The organism is Paenibacillus ihumii, from assembly GCF_001403875.1.
GTDB lineage: Bacteria > Bacillota > Bacilli > Paenibacillales > Paenibacillaceae > Fontibacillus > Fontibacillus ihumii.
Map to the genome: position 1 here is coordinate 2,558,673 of NZ_LN884299.1, position 14,375 is coordinate 2,573,047.

15 protein-coding genes are annotated in these 14,375 nt (G+C 50.1%); 3 read left to right on the forward strand and 12 right to left on the reverse strand.

Annotated elements, in window-relative coordinates; genetic code table 11:
• Window positions 1-28: 28 nt before the first annotated feature.
• From BN2762_RS18590 to BN2762_RS18605, 4 genes are all read right to left on the reverse strand, one after another.
• Window positions 29-451, reverse strand: a complete 423-nt coding sequence (locus BN2762_RS18590) for a PaaI family thioesterase (RefSeq protein ID WP_055108379.1) — start codon at window positions 449-451, stop codon at window positions 29-31.
• 204 nt (window positions 452-655) lie between these two features.
• The gene (locus tag BN2762_RS18595) at window positions 656-1,090 is read right to left on the reverse strand and encodes a YlbF/YmcA family competence regulator (protein WP_055110213.1); all 435 of its coding nucleotides are present in this window, start codon (window positions 1,088-1,090) and stop codon (window positions 656-658) included.
• 93 nt (window positions 1,091-1,183) lie between these two features.
• Window positions 1,184-2,734: a tRNA (N6-isopentenyl adenosine(37)-C2)-methylthiotransferase MiaB gene (miaB, locus tag BN2762_RS18600; RefSeq protein WP_055108380.1), complete on the reverse strand. Its 1,551-nt coding sequence runs from the start codon at window positions 2,732-2,734 to the stop codon at window positions 1,184-1,186.
• 217 nt (window positions 2,735-2,951) lie between these two features.
• Complete coding sequence (locus BN2762_RS18605; RefSeq protein WP_055108381.1) at window positions 2,952-3,158, reverse strand: DUF1657 domain-containing protein; 207 nt, start codon at window positions 3,156-3,158, stop codon at window positions 2,952-2,954.
• A 169-nt stretch (window positions 3,159-3,327) separates the two neighbouring features.
• Between BN2762_RS18605 and BN2762_RS18610 the strand changes: the two genes are divergently transcribed.
• Genes BN2762_RS18610 through spoVAD form a run of 3 tightly spaced genes read left to right on the forward strand, consistent with a single transcriptional unit; the run spans window position 3,328 to window position 5,706 of the window.
• Window positions 3,328-4,188: a DUF421 domain-containing protein gene (locus BN2762_RS18610; RefSeq protein WP_055108382.1), complete on the forward strand. Its 861-nt coding sequence runs from the start codon at window positions 3,328-3,330 to the stop codon at window positions 4,186-4,188.
• Window positions 4,189-4,199: 11 nt separating this feature from the next.
• Window positions 4,200-4,688, forward strand: a complete 489-nt coding sequence (spoVAC, locus tag BN2762_RS18615) for a stage V sporulation protein AC (RefSeq protein ID WP_055108383.1) — start codon at window positions 4,200-4,202, stop codon at window positions 4,686-4,688.
• Window position 4,689: 1 nt separating this feature from the next.
• Window positions 4,690-5,706: a stage V sporulation protein AD gene (gene spoVAD / locus BN2762_RS18620; protein ID WP_055108384.1), complete on the forward strand. Its 1,017-nt coding sequence runs from the start codon at window positions 4,690-4,692 to the stop codon at window positions 5,704-5,706.
• 72 nt (window positions 5,707-5,778) lie between these two features.
• On the opposite strand, the gene pduL is transcribed toward spoVAD, so the two are convergent.
• From pduL to BN2762_RS18660, 8 genes are all read right to left on the reverse strand, one after another.
• On the reverse strand, window positions 5,779-6,351 hold the full coding sequence (gene pduL / locus BN2762_RS18625) for a phosphate propanoyltransferase (RefSeq protein ID WP_055108385.1): 573 nt from the start codon (window positions 6,349-6,351) through the stop codon (window positions 5,779-5,781).
• A gap of 121 nt (window positions 6,352-6,472) precedes the next feature.
• The gene (locus BN2762_RS18630) at window positions 6,473-7,339 is read right to left on the reverse strand and encodes a 2-oxoacid:ferredoxin oxidoreductase subunit beta (RefSeq protein ID WP_055108386.1); all 867 of its coding nucleotides are present in this window, start codon (window positions 7,337-7,339) and stop codon (window positions 6,473-6,475) included.
• On the reverse strand, window positions 7,340-9,100 hold the full coding sequence (locus BN2762_RS18635; protein WP_055108387.1) for a 2-oxoacid:acceptor oxidoreductase subunit alpha: 1,761 nt from the start codon (window positions 9,098-9,100) through the stop codon (window positions 7,340-7,342).
• Window positions 9,101-9,329: 229 nt separating this feature from the next.
• Complete coding sequence (locus BN2762_RS18640; protein ID WP_055108388.1) at window positions 9,330-10,277, reverse strand: dipeptidase; 948 nt, start codon at window positions 10,275-10,277, stop codon at window positions 9,330-9,332.
• A 153-nt stretch (window positions 10,278-10,430) separates the two neighbouring features.
• Entirely contained in the window at window positions 10,431-10,691 is a 261-nt protein-coding gene (locus tag BN2762_RS18645) for a stage V sporulation protein S (RefSeq protein ID WP_006286829.1), read from the reverse strand.
• Between the two features lie 131 nt (window positions 10,692-10,822).
• Window positions 10,823-11,617 (reverse strand): TIGR00282 family metallophosphoesterase, encoded by a 795-nt coding sequence (locus BN2762_RS18650; protein WP_055108389.1) that lies wholly within the window; start codon window positions 11,615-11,617, stop codon window positions 10,823-10,825.
• A gap of 87 nt (window positions 11,618-11,704) precedes the next feature.
• Window positions 11,705-13,246 (reverse strand): ribonuclease Y, encoded by a 1,542-nt coding sequence (gene rny / locus BN2762_RS18655; protein ID WP_055108390.1) that lies wholly within the window; start codon window positions 13,244-13,246, stop codon window positions 11,705-11,707.
• A gap of 283 nt (window positions 13,247-13,529) precedes the next feature.
• The gene (locus BN2762_RS18660) at window positions 13,530-14,357 is read right to left on the reverse strand and encodes a regulatory protein RecX (RefSeq protein WP_055108391.1); all 828 of its coding nucleotides are present in this window, start codon (window positions 14,355-14,357) and stop codon (window positions 13,530-13,532) included.
• Between the last annotated feature and the right edge of the window lie 18 nt (window positions 14,358-14,375).

Genomic DNA, 14,375 nt, shown 5'->3' on the forward strand with positions numbered 1-14,375 from the left:
ACAGCATTCCCTTGTAATTTCATTCTCCCTAGCCCAGATGCGAACCGGGAGCTCCTTGATCCTTCGGCAGGCGAAATGTCGCGGTGGAGATGCATCCCAGCGTCCCTTTGCTATCGCGGACTTCAGCGCGGAGCGTCATCGTCCGGAATGTCTCGTGCAGCGGATAAGCCGTCACGATTAATTCACCCATCGACATCGGGCTAAGAAAATTTACGTTCAGATGGGTCGTCACCCCTTCCCGCCCGCCCTTCACTGCGGTTACGAGCGTCCCCATCGCCTGATCCATCATTGAGGACAGTACGCCACCATGAACAATGCCCATCGAATTGAGATGCGACTGCGTGGCGGTAAGTCCGATTTCCACGCGCTGACTGTCTGCCGATATCAGCCTGAGGCCAAGCAGTCCCCAAAACGAATTCTCGCTGCGGGACAGGATATCCGTCCAATCCATGATCGTTCCTCCTGTTCCAGTAGAGGTTGATTCTACAGCAACCCTTCTAGGGTATTATTCCTAAGATGCCGCTGTTCAAACAATCGCAAAGTGGATATTTCATGACATTAAATAATTTCGTTTGCAGCTCCTGCTGCGCTTCTTCTTTCTATTATCGTCAAAAAAAGTGCGAAGGGAAAGCCTCCGCACCAGATTGATGACGACTTACTCGCCATATCCCGAGGCCGGAGCAGGTTCGCTTCCGGACTCGACATTCACCTTCTCCGATACCGTATCCCGGATTACCGAGATAACGAGCTGCAGCAAATAGTTGATATCGCTTTGGCTTTGCTGGAATTCGGTTACGAGCGGAATTCCATCGAGCTCGTCCTGGAGCTCATCGATTTCGCGCTCGATCTTCTCGACCATCGCTTGATTCTGGAAGCTTTGGAAGGCGACGATCTCCTTCTGCTTCTTCTTGATGGCACTGATAAGCGTCTGCACCCTTTCATGCTTCTGAATCAGGCGCTCAGCCTTCTGGTAATGCTGTACCTCCTCGCTTGTCCCGATCAGCTCTGCGAGTTCTTTTGCTTTAGCCATAATATCTTCCCGGATAACGAGATCACGGGAATCGAATTTCGGTATGCCGCAATCGGTCATATGATTATGCTCCTGTCCCAAGGCTCTATCCTCCCCATCATGATCAAACCATGTGATGCTGTAATATTCAATTCATTAATTTTAAGGTATTCATTAAACAGACGTAACTGCTTCCGGTACGATGTTCCCTTTAATGTACCAAGTCATTGGATCGGTGATCTCCACATGCACGAATTTGCCGATCAGATCCTTGCTGCCTTCAAAGTGAACCAGCTTGTTGCTGCGCGTCCGGCCGGACAAGACGTCAGCATTATTCTTGCTCTCTCCTTCGACAAGAACTTCGACGATCTTGCCTGCCATCAGATCGTTGCTCATCCGGCAATGCTCGTTAACGACTTCATTCAGCCGCTGGAGCCGCTCCTTCTTGACCTCCATCGGCACGTTATCCTCCATGACGGCTGCCGGGGTACCTTCACGCGGCGAATAAATGAACGTGAAGGCGAAGTCATAGCCTACCTCACGAACGAGGGACAGCGTATCCTGGAACTGCTCCTCGGTCTCCCCTGGAAAGCCGACGATGATGTCCGTAGTCAATACCACATTGGGTATGGCTTTCTTGATCTTGCGAACAAGCTCCAAATAGTGCTCCCGCGAATATTTGCGGCTCATTCGTTTCAAAACCTCGGTATTTCCCGATTGAACCGGGAGATGAATATGCTCAACCAGATTGCCGCCCTTGGCCAGCACTTCGATTAATGCATCGTCAAAATCACGAGGGTGCGAGGTCGTGAAGCGAATGCGCGGTATATCGATCTGGCGAATATCGTCCATCAAATTGGCAAACGTATAGTCGATATCCGTAAAATCCTTGCCATAGGCATTCACGTTCTGCCCAAGGAGCGTAATCTCCTTGAAGCCTTGCCGCGCCAAATCGCGAACCTCAGCGATGACATCCTCTGGACGGCGGCTGCGCTCCTTGCCTCGCGTGAATGGAACGATGCAGTAGGTGCAGAATTTATCGCAGCCGTACATAATGTTGACCCAGGCGCGCATGCCCTCGCGCTTCTTAGGCAGGTTCTCGATGATATCCCCTTCCTTGGACCACACCTCTACGACCATCTCTTTGCTGAATAGCGCCTCCTGAATCAAATAAGGCAAACGATGGATATTGTGCGTACCAAAAATCATATCGACGAACCCGTGCTTCTGCATAATGCGGTTGACTACGCCTTCCTCCTGCGACATGCAGCCACATACGCCAAGCAGCAGATCCGGATTCTCCGTCTTTAGTCCTTTAAGGTGGCCGAGCTCACCGAACACTTTATCCTCGGCATTCTCCCGAATAGCGCAGGTATTCAGTAAAATTAGGTTCGCTTCCTTACGCTCCTCGGTAGGGGTATAGCCCATTTCCTCCAGCAGGCCCTTCATCGTCTCGGTATCATGCTCATTCATCTGGCAGCCGTACGTGTAGATGATGTATTTCCTGCCGTTGCCGAGACCCTTCAGCTCTTCAGGAACGGCGGTGTCGTACAGCACTCGAATATCTTCTTTCCCGCGCTGCTTCTCTTTGCGGTGATCCGGTTCCGAAAGAATTTGAATATCCCGTCCGCGAATTCTGATCTTCTTCCCGCTCTCGTCCTCAGAAATGACTTTGGCATCTGAAAAATCAAAATACTTGGAGTAATCCTTCGTTTCCTTAGCCATGATGTCGGCCCACTCCTTTAATCAATCTATCGCTAAAAATACCACGTCTTCATGAGTGTATGAAAAATGCATTACACTAAATTATAACATGGTTCCAAAGTGATATCCAGACGCGAGACAGCCTTTAGCGATAATAGGATCGCAGGAGGCGCGCATGCCAAAAAGCCCGTTCCTTAGAACGGGCTTTGCTTGCTTCTTCATATGGTTGGGTCAGCCTTTAGAATCCTTTATACTGCGGCTCCTCATTTTCCAGCTGCTGGACTCTCGTTTCTACTTGATCCACGATTTGCTGCGTTTGCTGGGCTGCATTAGTAAACAGGTTTTTAGCATCCTGGTTTTGCGTGTTGAGCGCGAATTGCTCCAGATTTGCTTGAGCGCTTTTTAAAGACGCCAGCGTCGTTTTCACTTGGGCTGCTACAGTCATTGTTTCACCACCTTAGTCAATAGCTTTACTTTTCGCCATCATAATTTCACCATTCACTCACAAAACATACTCTCAAGAATAATGCCAAATTTTGTGTTAGTAAAAAAACTGCATCTGCGCATAATTTGGTTGTTGAGCTTGTTCATGAGCAGTGAAAGGAGCAGCGATAATGCCGTTATGGTTAGAGGTTGTTATACGTACTTTGGTATCCGTCGTCGTGCTGTTTTTTCTGACCCGGATGCTTGGCAAAAGGCAGGTCTCCCAGTTATCCCTGTTTGAGTATATTACCGGGATCACGATCGGGAGCATCACGGCCTATATTTCTCTAGATGTCGATACGGACTGGTATTTAGGCATTGTTGCCTTAGTTGTATGGGTGCTGGTTTCCTACGGGATTGAAGTCCTGCAATTAAAAAGCAAGCGCTCGAGAAACTGGATTGAAGGCAAATCTACCGTACTCATTAAAGATGGAAAAATACTGGAAGACAATCTAAAAAAAGAAAAGCTGACGAATGAAGAACTGCTGGAGCAGCTTCGCCAAAAAAATGTATTCAAGGCTGCCGAAGTCGAATTTGCCACCATTGAACCGAGCGGAGAGGTTAATATACTGCTCAAGAGCGAATATCAGCCTATTACGCCTGCCCATCTTGGGATCAAGGTAGCTCCCGAGCCCGAATCTCAAGCTGTCATCCTTGATGGACGAGTGATGGACGAGCCGCTTTCCAATCTTGGATTAAACCGGGATTGGCTGGATACCGAGCTGGAAAAGCTCGGGGTATCGATCGACAACGTGTTTCTAGGGCAGGTCGATGGATATGGTCAGTTATTTGTCGACCTCTACGATGATCAGCTGCAGGTGCCGGAGCCCCAGGAAAAGGCCTCTTTGCTTGCTCAATTGAAGAAGTGCGAAGCTGATTTGGAAATGTATGCCTTATCTACTGAGGATACCGAGGCGAAGCAGATGTACACCGATTGCTCCAACCAGTTAATGCAGGTCATTCATGACGTTAAGCCGCTACTGTCTCAATAGGAGGTAACAAGATGAGCAGCCAAAATAAAAAAATGACCCCGGTGCAGCAGAAGTATCAAAAGCTCGCTCAAACGAAAGAGCCCAAGCGGCCTGTATGGAGCAACTGCCTGCGCGCTTTTGTGATCGGCGGGGGAATCTGTCTTCTCGGCGAAGGCATTCGGCAGGCCTTTATGAAATATGGAGGCTTCGATGAGAAATCGGCCTCCAATCCAACGGTAGCTGTGCTGATTCTCCTGGCCGTAATTCTCACCGCTTTGGGCGTGTACGACAAAATTGCCCAATGGGCCGGGGCCGGATCAGCCGTTCCTGTAACGGGATTCGCGAATTCGATGGCTTCCTCAGCGATTGAGCACCGGAGCGAGGGGCTTGTACTAGGCGTGGGCGCAGGGATGTTCCAGCTGGCTGGCTCCGTCGTCGTCTTCGGCACTGTCGCTGCATTCGTTATCGGCATCATTTATGCCCTGTTTGTACCAGGCTATATAGGAGGAGGAGGTTCGTGAGATGCTCAAAGGCCACCAGAGCTGGATATTTGAGAATAAACCGAAAATCATTAGCAAGGCGACAATTGTCGGCCCGTTTGAAGGTCAGGGGCCATTGGCCAAAGACTTTGATATCATTCATGCAGACCTCTATTTGGGACAGGAAAGCTGGGAAAAAGCCGAGAAAACGCTCATTGAGGAGTCAGCCAGTCTAGCGATCAAGAATGCTGGACTCACTAAGGATCAGGTGCAGTTCTATTTCGGCGGCGATCTGATGAACCAAATTATCAGCAGCAGCTTCGCCGCAAGGACCCTCAGCATTCCTTATTTAGGGCTGTTCGGAGCCTGCTCTACCTCTATGGAGAGCCTTGCCCTTGCTGCATTCGTTGTCAATCACGGCGGCGCTAAATACGCTTTGGCTGGTACCTGCAGCCATAACGCCAGCGCCGAGAAGCAGTTCAGATATCCGACGGAGTACGGCTCGCAGAAGCCGCCAACCGCCCAATTCACCGTAACCGGCTCAGGCTCGGTCATTATCTCTCCGGACGGCGATGGTCCCGCCGTGACCTCCGCCACGATCGGAAGGGTCATCGACATGGGCATCACCGATCCGTTCAATATGGGGGCGGCGATGGCTCCCGCGGCCGTCGACACGATGCAGGCTCATTTCCGCGATATGGGCATTGAGCCTTCCTACTATGATTTGATCGTCACCGGGGACCTGAGCAAAGTAGGCTATGAAATTGCCAAGGAGCTGCTTCGTGAGCATCGCATTCCGATGGAAGGCACGATCTATAAGGACTGCGGAATGATGATTTACGATTACAGCAAGCAGAAGGTTCAGGCCGGCGCCAGCGGCTGTGCCTGCTCAGCGGTCGTCACCTATGGTCACTTGCTTAATCAGATGCAGCGGGGCGAGTTGAACAGGATCCTTGTCGTCGCTACAGGAGCTCTCCTCTCGCCGCTGTCATATCAGCAGGGAGAGACGATTCCCTGCATCGCCCATGCCGTATCGATCGAGAACACTACAGCACCTTAGATTTATTCATAATGTAAAAAGAGCTATCTCCAATTAATTCTGGAGATAGCCCTTGATTTAAGCTGATTGCTATTAATCAATGATCTCAGCCGTATCGCCATTGCTGGCTCCGGCTGCATTAGCCTCATCAGTATCGATATGCATGTCCAGAGCAAAGGAATCAGAGACGCGTGCAATCACGTTCTCCAGCACCAAACCGCGCTCTCCGCTCAAACGGACTTTTAGCAGCTGCTTGTCCTTAATGCCCCATTTCTCGGCATCGGAGGTATGGAAGTGAATGTGGCGAGCCGCTACAATAACTCCCTCCTGCAGTTCTACCTCTCCGGCTGGGCCTTTAATCTTAATGCCCGGTGTGCCGTCAATATGTCCAGATTCTCTAACCGGCGCCTTAACGCCAATCGCAAACGAATCAGTACGGGAAATCTCAAGCTGTGAAGCAGGCCGTGCAGGTCCTAGTATGCGAACTTTATCAAATTGACCCTTCGGACCGATAACAGCCACCGTCTCGTTGGCCGCAAATTGTCCTGGCTGGGACAACGGCTTAAATTCCGTAAGCTGGTAGCCTTGGCCGAATAAAGCCTCGATATGCTCCTGGGTCAAATGAATATGACGCGCTGATACGCCGACTGGCACTGTTTTGCTCATTTTGCAAACACTCCTCAGTTTTTTCTCTATGTCAAATGATGCTTTACATCGTTACCCATTATACACCTATTTCAAACAAAAAGAAAAAGATGTCCTCCCGAAAAGGACATCTTTCACCGATTTATCTGAATTCTGCTACAAGATTGTCAAAGTCTGCCTGGGATAATGCCAGCGATTGATGTGCCAGCGGCTCCTGGGAGAAACCGTGAACGAGATTCTCATAGCTCTTCTTCTCTTTGTTCTGATAGATCAAGCCTGTAATCATGCTTCCCGTCTCCATCAGCTTCGTCATCGCAGCGAGGCGGTTCGTAGGATCATAGCCTTCTACCGTATCCAGATTGATGATATTTTCTTTAAACCAGTCGTACGTGTTCACCTTGTTGAACGTTACGCACGGGCTGAATACGTTGATCAAGGAGAAGCCTTCATGCTGAATGCCTTGTTCGATCAAGGACGTCAGCTGCTTCAAATCGCTGGAGAAGGATTGCGCTACGAAGGTTGCTCCCGCAGCAATCGCGACCTCTAATGGGGACAACGTCGATTCAATGGAGCCTTCAGGCGTACTCTTCGTCTTGAAGCCTTCGCCGCTTCGCGGAGAGGTTTGCCCTTTCGTAAGTCCATAGATCTGGTTATCCATAACGATATAGGTGATATTGATATTCCGGCGGATCGCATGAACGGTATGGCCCATTCCGATCGCAAATCCGTCGCCGTCCCCGCCGGAAGCGATAACGGTCAGGTCGCGATTGGCGAGTTTTACGCCCTGCGCGATCGGCAGCGCCCGGCCATGAATGCCGTGAAGGCCGTATGCGTTAATATATCCTGATATCCGGCCCGAGCAGCCGATTCCGGAAATGACAGCCAAATTCTCCGGCTCCAGCCCAACATTGGCCGCAGCGCGTTGAATGGCAGCTTGTACGGAGAAGTCTCCGCATCCAGGACACCAATTCGGCTTTACTTTATTACGAAAATCCTTGAAAGTTGCCATTTATACCAACTCCTCCTGCGGTTTATTTCCGGCTACTTTTTTGCATTCGTTGTAAACTTCCGAAGGAAGGAACGGATTGCCGTCATATTTCAGCACATTGACAATTTTATCGTGATAACCGATGTTTTGTTTAATCAGGCTAGCCAGCTGGCCTGTCGCATTGTTCTCCAGGACGAGTACTTTCTTCGCTTTCTTAAGTTCCGGAAGTACTTCCTCTACTGGGAACGGATGCAGCTGGCGAACCGTCATATGGTTCGTCTTGATGCCTTCGCCGTCCAAGCGGATGCGGGCCTGATCGATCGTTCCGCCCGTAGAGCCCATGCCGACGATAAGAATGTCCGGCTCGGCATGAGGAGCCTGCAGATGGATCGGGTTCGTCACCTTCAGGTTGTTCAGCTTGCGCATACGCTTATCCATCATTTTCTTCCGGTTGACCGTACTCTCGGATGGACGTCCAGCCTCGTCATGCTCAACGCCGGTCACATGGTGAATGCCGTTCTTCTCGCCGGGCAGAACCCGCGGGGAGATCCCATTCTCCGTGAACGCATAGCGATTGAACATGCTGCCGTCCTCGCGATCAGGAATATCCTTCACCACGTAGCCGCGGTCGATGACGATTTTGTTGTAATCGAGCACCTCGCAAGACTGCTTGCCGAGCGACAGCTGAAGATCCGTCGCCAGGATAACAGGCACTTGATATTTCTCAGCAAGGTTAAAGGCTTCGATTGTATCGTAGAAGCACTCCTCAATCGAGCTCGGCGCAATAACGATTTTCGGAATTTCGCCGTGCGTACCATAGATCAGAGCATTGATATCACTTTGCTCCTGCTTCGTCGGAAGTCCTGTACTCGGACCGCCGCGCTGCGTATCAACAATCACGACAGGCGTTTCCGTCATGCCGGCTAGTCCAATCGCTTCCATCATCAGGGACAAGCCAGGTCCCGCCGATGCGGTCATCGTCCGAACACCAGCATAGTTCGCGCCGATTGCCATTGTAATAGCAGCGATCTCATCCTCAGTTTGAATGACCGTTCCGCCGAATTTTGGCAGCTTCGTTATCAGATATTCCATAATTTCGGAAGCCGGTGTAATCGGATACGCGCTCATGATCCGGCAACCAGCGGCAACAGCCCCTAGGCCGATCGCATCGTTACCGATCATAAACAGCTTCTGCTTGCCGTCAGCAGGGCCCAATTTAAAGCTGTCAATCGGACCTCCTGCAAGCTCAAGCACGAAATCCGCACCGCGTTTTACCGCTTCGATATTCTTCTCAACAATCGCCGGGCCCTTGCGGCCAAATTCTTCTTCTACGGCTTTGTTAAACACTTCTAATGGCAGACCAAGCAACGCCCAAGATGCACCGGACGCCACCATATTCTTCATCAGCGAAGTACCCAGCTCCTCCGCAATAGCCGTAATTGGCACCGCGAAGAGAGTCGCGTCAACACCTTCAGGAACAGTAGGATCGAATTTGGCATCCGCCACGATGACGCCACCGCTGCGGAGCTCATGTGCATTCAAATCGATACTTTCTTGGTCAAAAGCGACTAAAATGTCCAAATCGTCGGAAATCGCACGAATCGGCATTGTACTGATCCGAATTTTGTTATTCGTATGGCCGCCTTTAATACGGGAGGAGAAATGCCGATACCCGTACAAATAATATCCAAGTCTGTTCAAGGCCGTCGAAAAAATTCGATCTGTACTTTCAACGCCTTCACCCTGCTGTCCACCGATCTTCCAAGACAATTGACTAATCAAGATCGCCCACCCCTTTAATCGTATCGCTATAGCACTATTGGAATATTTATAGTGCAGCTAGAATGTTGACTTGAAAACAAGGATTTCCCGTTTTCAGATATGTGAACATTCTGTTTCAGAGTCATGTCAATTTTATGTCGCAAACAAATAAAAAGCAAGCGTTTTCGAGCCTTTTCTCATATAGTAGTTTTCGATCATATCGATCTCGCGATTGGATGAATTGAAGCGCTTACTTGCTTTTTGGCAGCCACTCGCGCAAAAAACCGACCCCGTTCTCGTACAGCCACCCGCGTACAAGCCGCTCGGGGTAATGCTTTACGAGCATTTCCGCCCATTCGGAATAGCGGCCGCAATGATCTAAATCACTAAGGTGTTCTTCAATTCCATCGAAGTCCGAACCGAAAATAATGTTGCTCTCCCCGCCCAAAGCGCAAATATGCTCAATGTGCTGAAGCAGATGCTTGCTCGACGCTGCATCGCCCTTATGAACGAACCAAGGGACAAATGTCACACCAATTCGGCCGTTCATTCGTATGATAGCTTGAATTTGCTCATCATGCAAATTTCTGACATGATCGCAAATAGCGTATGCGTTGGAATGAGAAGCGATAAATGGCCGCCGTGCTGCCTCAGAGAGCTCTGTAAGCTCCCAGAAGCCCTGTTGTGACAAATGGGATACATCCAATATCATTCCTAATTCGTGGCTTAAATGGACGAGCTGGACGCCTTTAGAGGTAAATCCCCCGTTGCGCGGCTCCAAAATACCGTCTGCCGCCCAGTTGGCATGATTCCAGGTAATCCCCAGCAAGCGTACTCCCAGATCAAAGCATACCTTCAAGTAATGCAAGCTTCCCTCCAGGCCATCCGCTCCTTCCAGCGCCAGCAGGCTCCCGGCTCCTCCGCTCTTCTCCCACTGCGCCAGATCTTCTGCGAAACGGACGGGCTTTAGGCCAGCCGCTACGACGCGAGTATTGTAAATATCTATCTGATCCAGAATATGCCCTATATTCGGTGAACCCAGCTGCTTGGATAAAAAGATGGCAAAGCACTGCAGCGCCACGCTGCCCTGTCTCATCCGCTCTGCCGTTACGTCAAGCCGGTCGTCTGTATTGAAATCCATATTAGGATGAAGCTGTATTTTGCTCAGAGCATCGCAATGGAAATCGACGACTTTCATGTTCAACCTCGTCACCCCGCTTTTCATTAGCTGATTACACTTTTCCGCCCGGAAATGAAACGATAAACCTGCAATACGCTTGCCTAAAATGCAAAAAACCTGTCTACGCAAGCACTCGTAAACAGGTATCTAATTATGATGCGATGTATTATTTTATCTAGGCTCAACGATCAGTTTAATGGCTGTGCGATCTTCGCCGTCAATGACAATGTCCGTAAACGCCGGAATGCAAATCAAGTCGACACCGCTAGGTGCGACGAATCCCCGGGCAATCGCTACCGCTTTAATGGCTTGATTGAGAGCACCGGCCCCTATAGCCTGAAGTTCAGCAGCGCCACGTTCTCTTAGAACTCCAGCTAGCGCACCGGCAACGGAGTTGGGATTGGATTTTGCTGAAACTTTTAATACTTCCATGGTAAGTACCTCCCTGGGAATAATGGTTGATTCCACTACTTAGAAGATATTCGTTAGAAGCGAAAAAATTCCTGCTTTTTACCAGGTGCCCATCTTCCGCAGCCGATATTCAGGCCTTATGCTAGGGACGCCTATTCCATGATCCACTCATCCTCCAGCAGACGAATTTTTTGAATTTGCTTCGCCCGGCCCGAAGACTCGTCGATATCAGCCACGGCGGCATGAAAATGCCATTTCCCCTCGCATACTTGGAAGCGTACCGGCAGCTGTGTCGTGAATTTCCGCAATACCGCTTCCCTCTCCATGCCCAGAATGCCTTCCCGCGAGCCAACCATGCCCACATCTGTTAAATACGCTGTTCCCTGGGGCAATATGATGTCATCGTTGCTCTGGACATGCGTATGCGTGCCTACAACGAGGGATGCCCGCCCATCCAAATGCCAGCCCATGGCGATTTTCTCCGAGGTTGCCTCAGCGTGAAAATCAACGAGGATGCATTTATGCTTCTTGGCTAATTTTCCAATGATCACGTCAGCAGCTCTGAATGGATCATCTATGGCCGGAAGGAAGGTGCGTCCCATCAGATTAACGATTGCCAGTTCCTTGCCGTTTGCTTTAATGACAGTATGACCCAGCCCCGGCGTACCTGGGGGAAAATTGGCCGGACGGACCATGCGCGGCTCATCATCAATGAATTCAAAAATCTCCTTATTGTCCCAAGTATGGTTTCCCATCGTTAGACCATGTACGCCGAGCTCGAAAAACTCCTTCGCAATCGCCGCAGTAATGCCTCTCCCCCCCGCCGCATTCTCGCCGTTTGCAATGATGATGTGAGGATTATATTTGGATTTCAAATGAGGCAGCGTTTCTTTAAGTGCTCTGCGTCCCGTGCTTCCTACGATATCTCCGATAAATAAAACCTTAATGGCAGGTACCTCCCTAAAATCATTAATTGTATCTCATAAGCAATGAGAAAAAGCGGCCCCAAAAGGGCCACTTTCTCAGCATTGGCTTTACTTTGCGTATTCAACCGCCCGCGTCTCACGAATGACGGTAACCTTGATATGTCCGGGATAATCCAGTTCATTCTCAATCGTCTTCGTAATATCTCTAGCCAGACGAAATGCTTCTGCATCGTCGATTTTATCAGGCTGTACCATGACGCGAACTTCACGGCCAGCTTGAATGGCATAGGACTTCTCCACGCCTTCGAACGATTCCGAAATTTCTTCAAGCTTCTCGAGACGCCGGATGTATGTTTCCAGCGTTTCGCGGCGCGCGCCAGGTCTTGCTGCCGACAAGGCATCAGCCGCCCCGACCAGCATGGCAATTACCGATGTAGCCTCGCAATCCCCATGATGGGATGCGATACTGTTGATCACCACCGGATGCTCCTTGTACTTCTTGGCCAGCTCCACGCCGATCTCGACATGAGATCCTTCCACTTCATGATCAAGCGCTTTACCGATATCATGCAGCAATCCCGCCCGCTTGGCCAGTACGATGTCTTCGCCTAATTCTCCAGCCATAAGGCCGGCCAAATAGGCAACTTCCATCGAGTGCTTCAGCACATTCTGTCCGTAGCTTGTCCGGAATTTTAGCCGTCCCAGAATTTTGATCAGATCCGGGTGAAGCGCATGAACACCAACTTCAAAGGTTGCCTGCTCCCCGTATTCGCGAATTCGTTCATCCACCTCGCGGCGTGACTTTTCGACCATTTCCTCGATCCGCGCCGGGTGAATCCGTCCATCTGCCACAAGCTTCTCAAGCGCAGTGCGCGCGATTTCGCGGCGAATCGGATCAAAGCCCGACAGAATGACCGCCTCTGGCGTATCGTCAATGATCAGGTCGATTCCGGTTAACGTCTCCAGCGCGCGGATATTCCGTCCTTCGCGGCCAATGATCCGTCCCTTCATCTCTTCGTTCGGCAGTGCTACAACGGATACGGTCGTCTCCGCTACATGATCGGCCGCGCAGCGCTGGATAGCCAGCGTAATGATTTCACGCGACTTCTTGTCGGCTTCCTCTTTCGCCTGCTGCTCGATGTCTTTGATCAGCTGCGCCGTTTCATGACGAACTTCCTGCTCTACATTATTCAGGATAATGACTCTGGCATCCTCCATCGTCAAGTTGGAGATCCGTTCCAGCTCCTGAACCTGATCTTTATAAATCTGATCAATTTGCTGCTGAGTTTCTTCAATTCGCTTCTCTTTGCCTGCCACCTGCTCTTCTTTTCGTTCAAGCGATTCTAATTTTTTATCCAGCGACTCTTCCTTTTGCAACAATCGTCTTTCCTGCCGTTGAATTTCATTCCGACGTTCACGAATGTCTTTATCAGCTTCAGTCCGGATTTTATGGACTTCGTCCTTAGCTTCCAGGACTGTTTCTTTCTTCAGTGCTTCTGCGTCTTTCTTTGCGCTTTCCAAGATTTGACTTGCAGCGTGTTCCGCACTGGAAATTTTAGCTTCTGCAAGAGATTTGCGAATAAAATATCCGATCACGAACCCAAAGAATAAAGCGGCTGCAACGAGAGCGATCCAGACTCCATCGTGCATCTGTTCACCTCCCCGTTGATTCCTCCAAGGCATTCCTTGGGATACTTGCAGTTGTAGTTAACTTTTCCCAATTCATCATCATTTCTAAGAATCGAATACAGGCCGATTCAGGTAGGCTGCTCACTATAAGCATGAGCTAAAAAGTTATAAGCCTTCATGATTGGCGAATAGAATGTGTGCAGAGTCATAATTTTGGAAGGAAAAAAGGACTCTGCGCATATAGACATTTTATTATTTGACGAAAGATATTGTCAAGCAAATGACAGCAGTCCGGCAAACAAGCTTACTCCTCTTCCCAATCCTCCGCATTTTCCTGACCGTCTTGATGGACCAGGTCGCGGATTACTTTGGCAACAAGCCCGCCCGAGTATCCTCTGCGCATAAGATAAGCCCCTGTCTTGCGTTTTTTATCTATGGGTTCGCCTGTGGTGGAATTCCATTTCTTCCTCCCTAGCTGTAAGGCGCTGTTATATTCATCCTCTTCACTGACTTCGCCAAGCGCCTCCTCGACCAAAGGCTTTGCAATCCCCTTCTGAATGAGTTCATGGCGAACCCATAGCTTACCCTTCCCCCGGTTCCCAACGCGCTGCCTGACCCATTCCTGAGCGTATGCAGCATCATCTATAAGTCCCTCTTGTGTTAGTCTGCGAAGCACCTCGCCCACTGTATCCTCGCTCCATCCCTTCTCACCGAGGCGGATCGCAATTTCGTAAGCCGTACGCGGCTTGCGGCTCAAATACAATAGGGCGTCGCCATAGCTTCTCTGCCGCTCATCGGCGGCGATAATCTCTTCCAAGTCTGCTTTGGCAAATGAAGCTCCCTTGATCATCCGATATTTAATCATCACATCTTCGTGAACCTCAATGCTATGGGTGCCGAAATAAATCCGGTAACGGAACTTCGGCCGCTTCAGAGCCTCCACCCTCGTAATTTCCACTTCGCCGTCATCCGGAAAATCCGAAAAGCTTGGTTCCTCGGCAAGGGATTCCTCCTTAGTATTGCCCCAAAAACGCTCTTCTGAAATATCAACTATTCCCTGCGGTTCCTGCAAACGCCTGCCGTCCTTTCCTGGTGCAGCCTGCCTCCCACTGGTTCCATGTCTTTCATTCATTGGCCGTCCTCCTTCCCG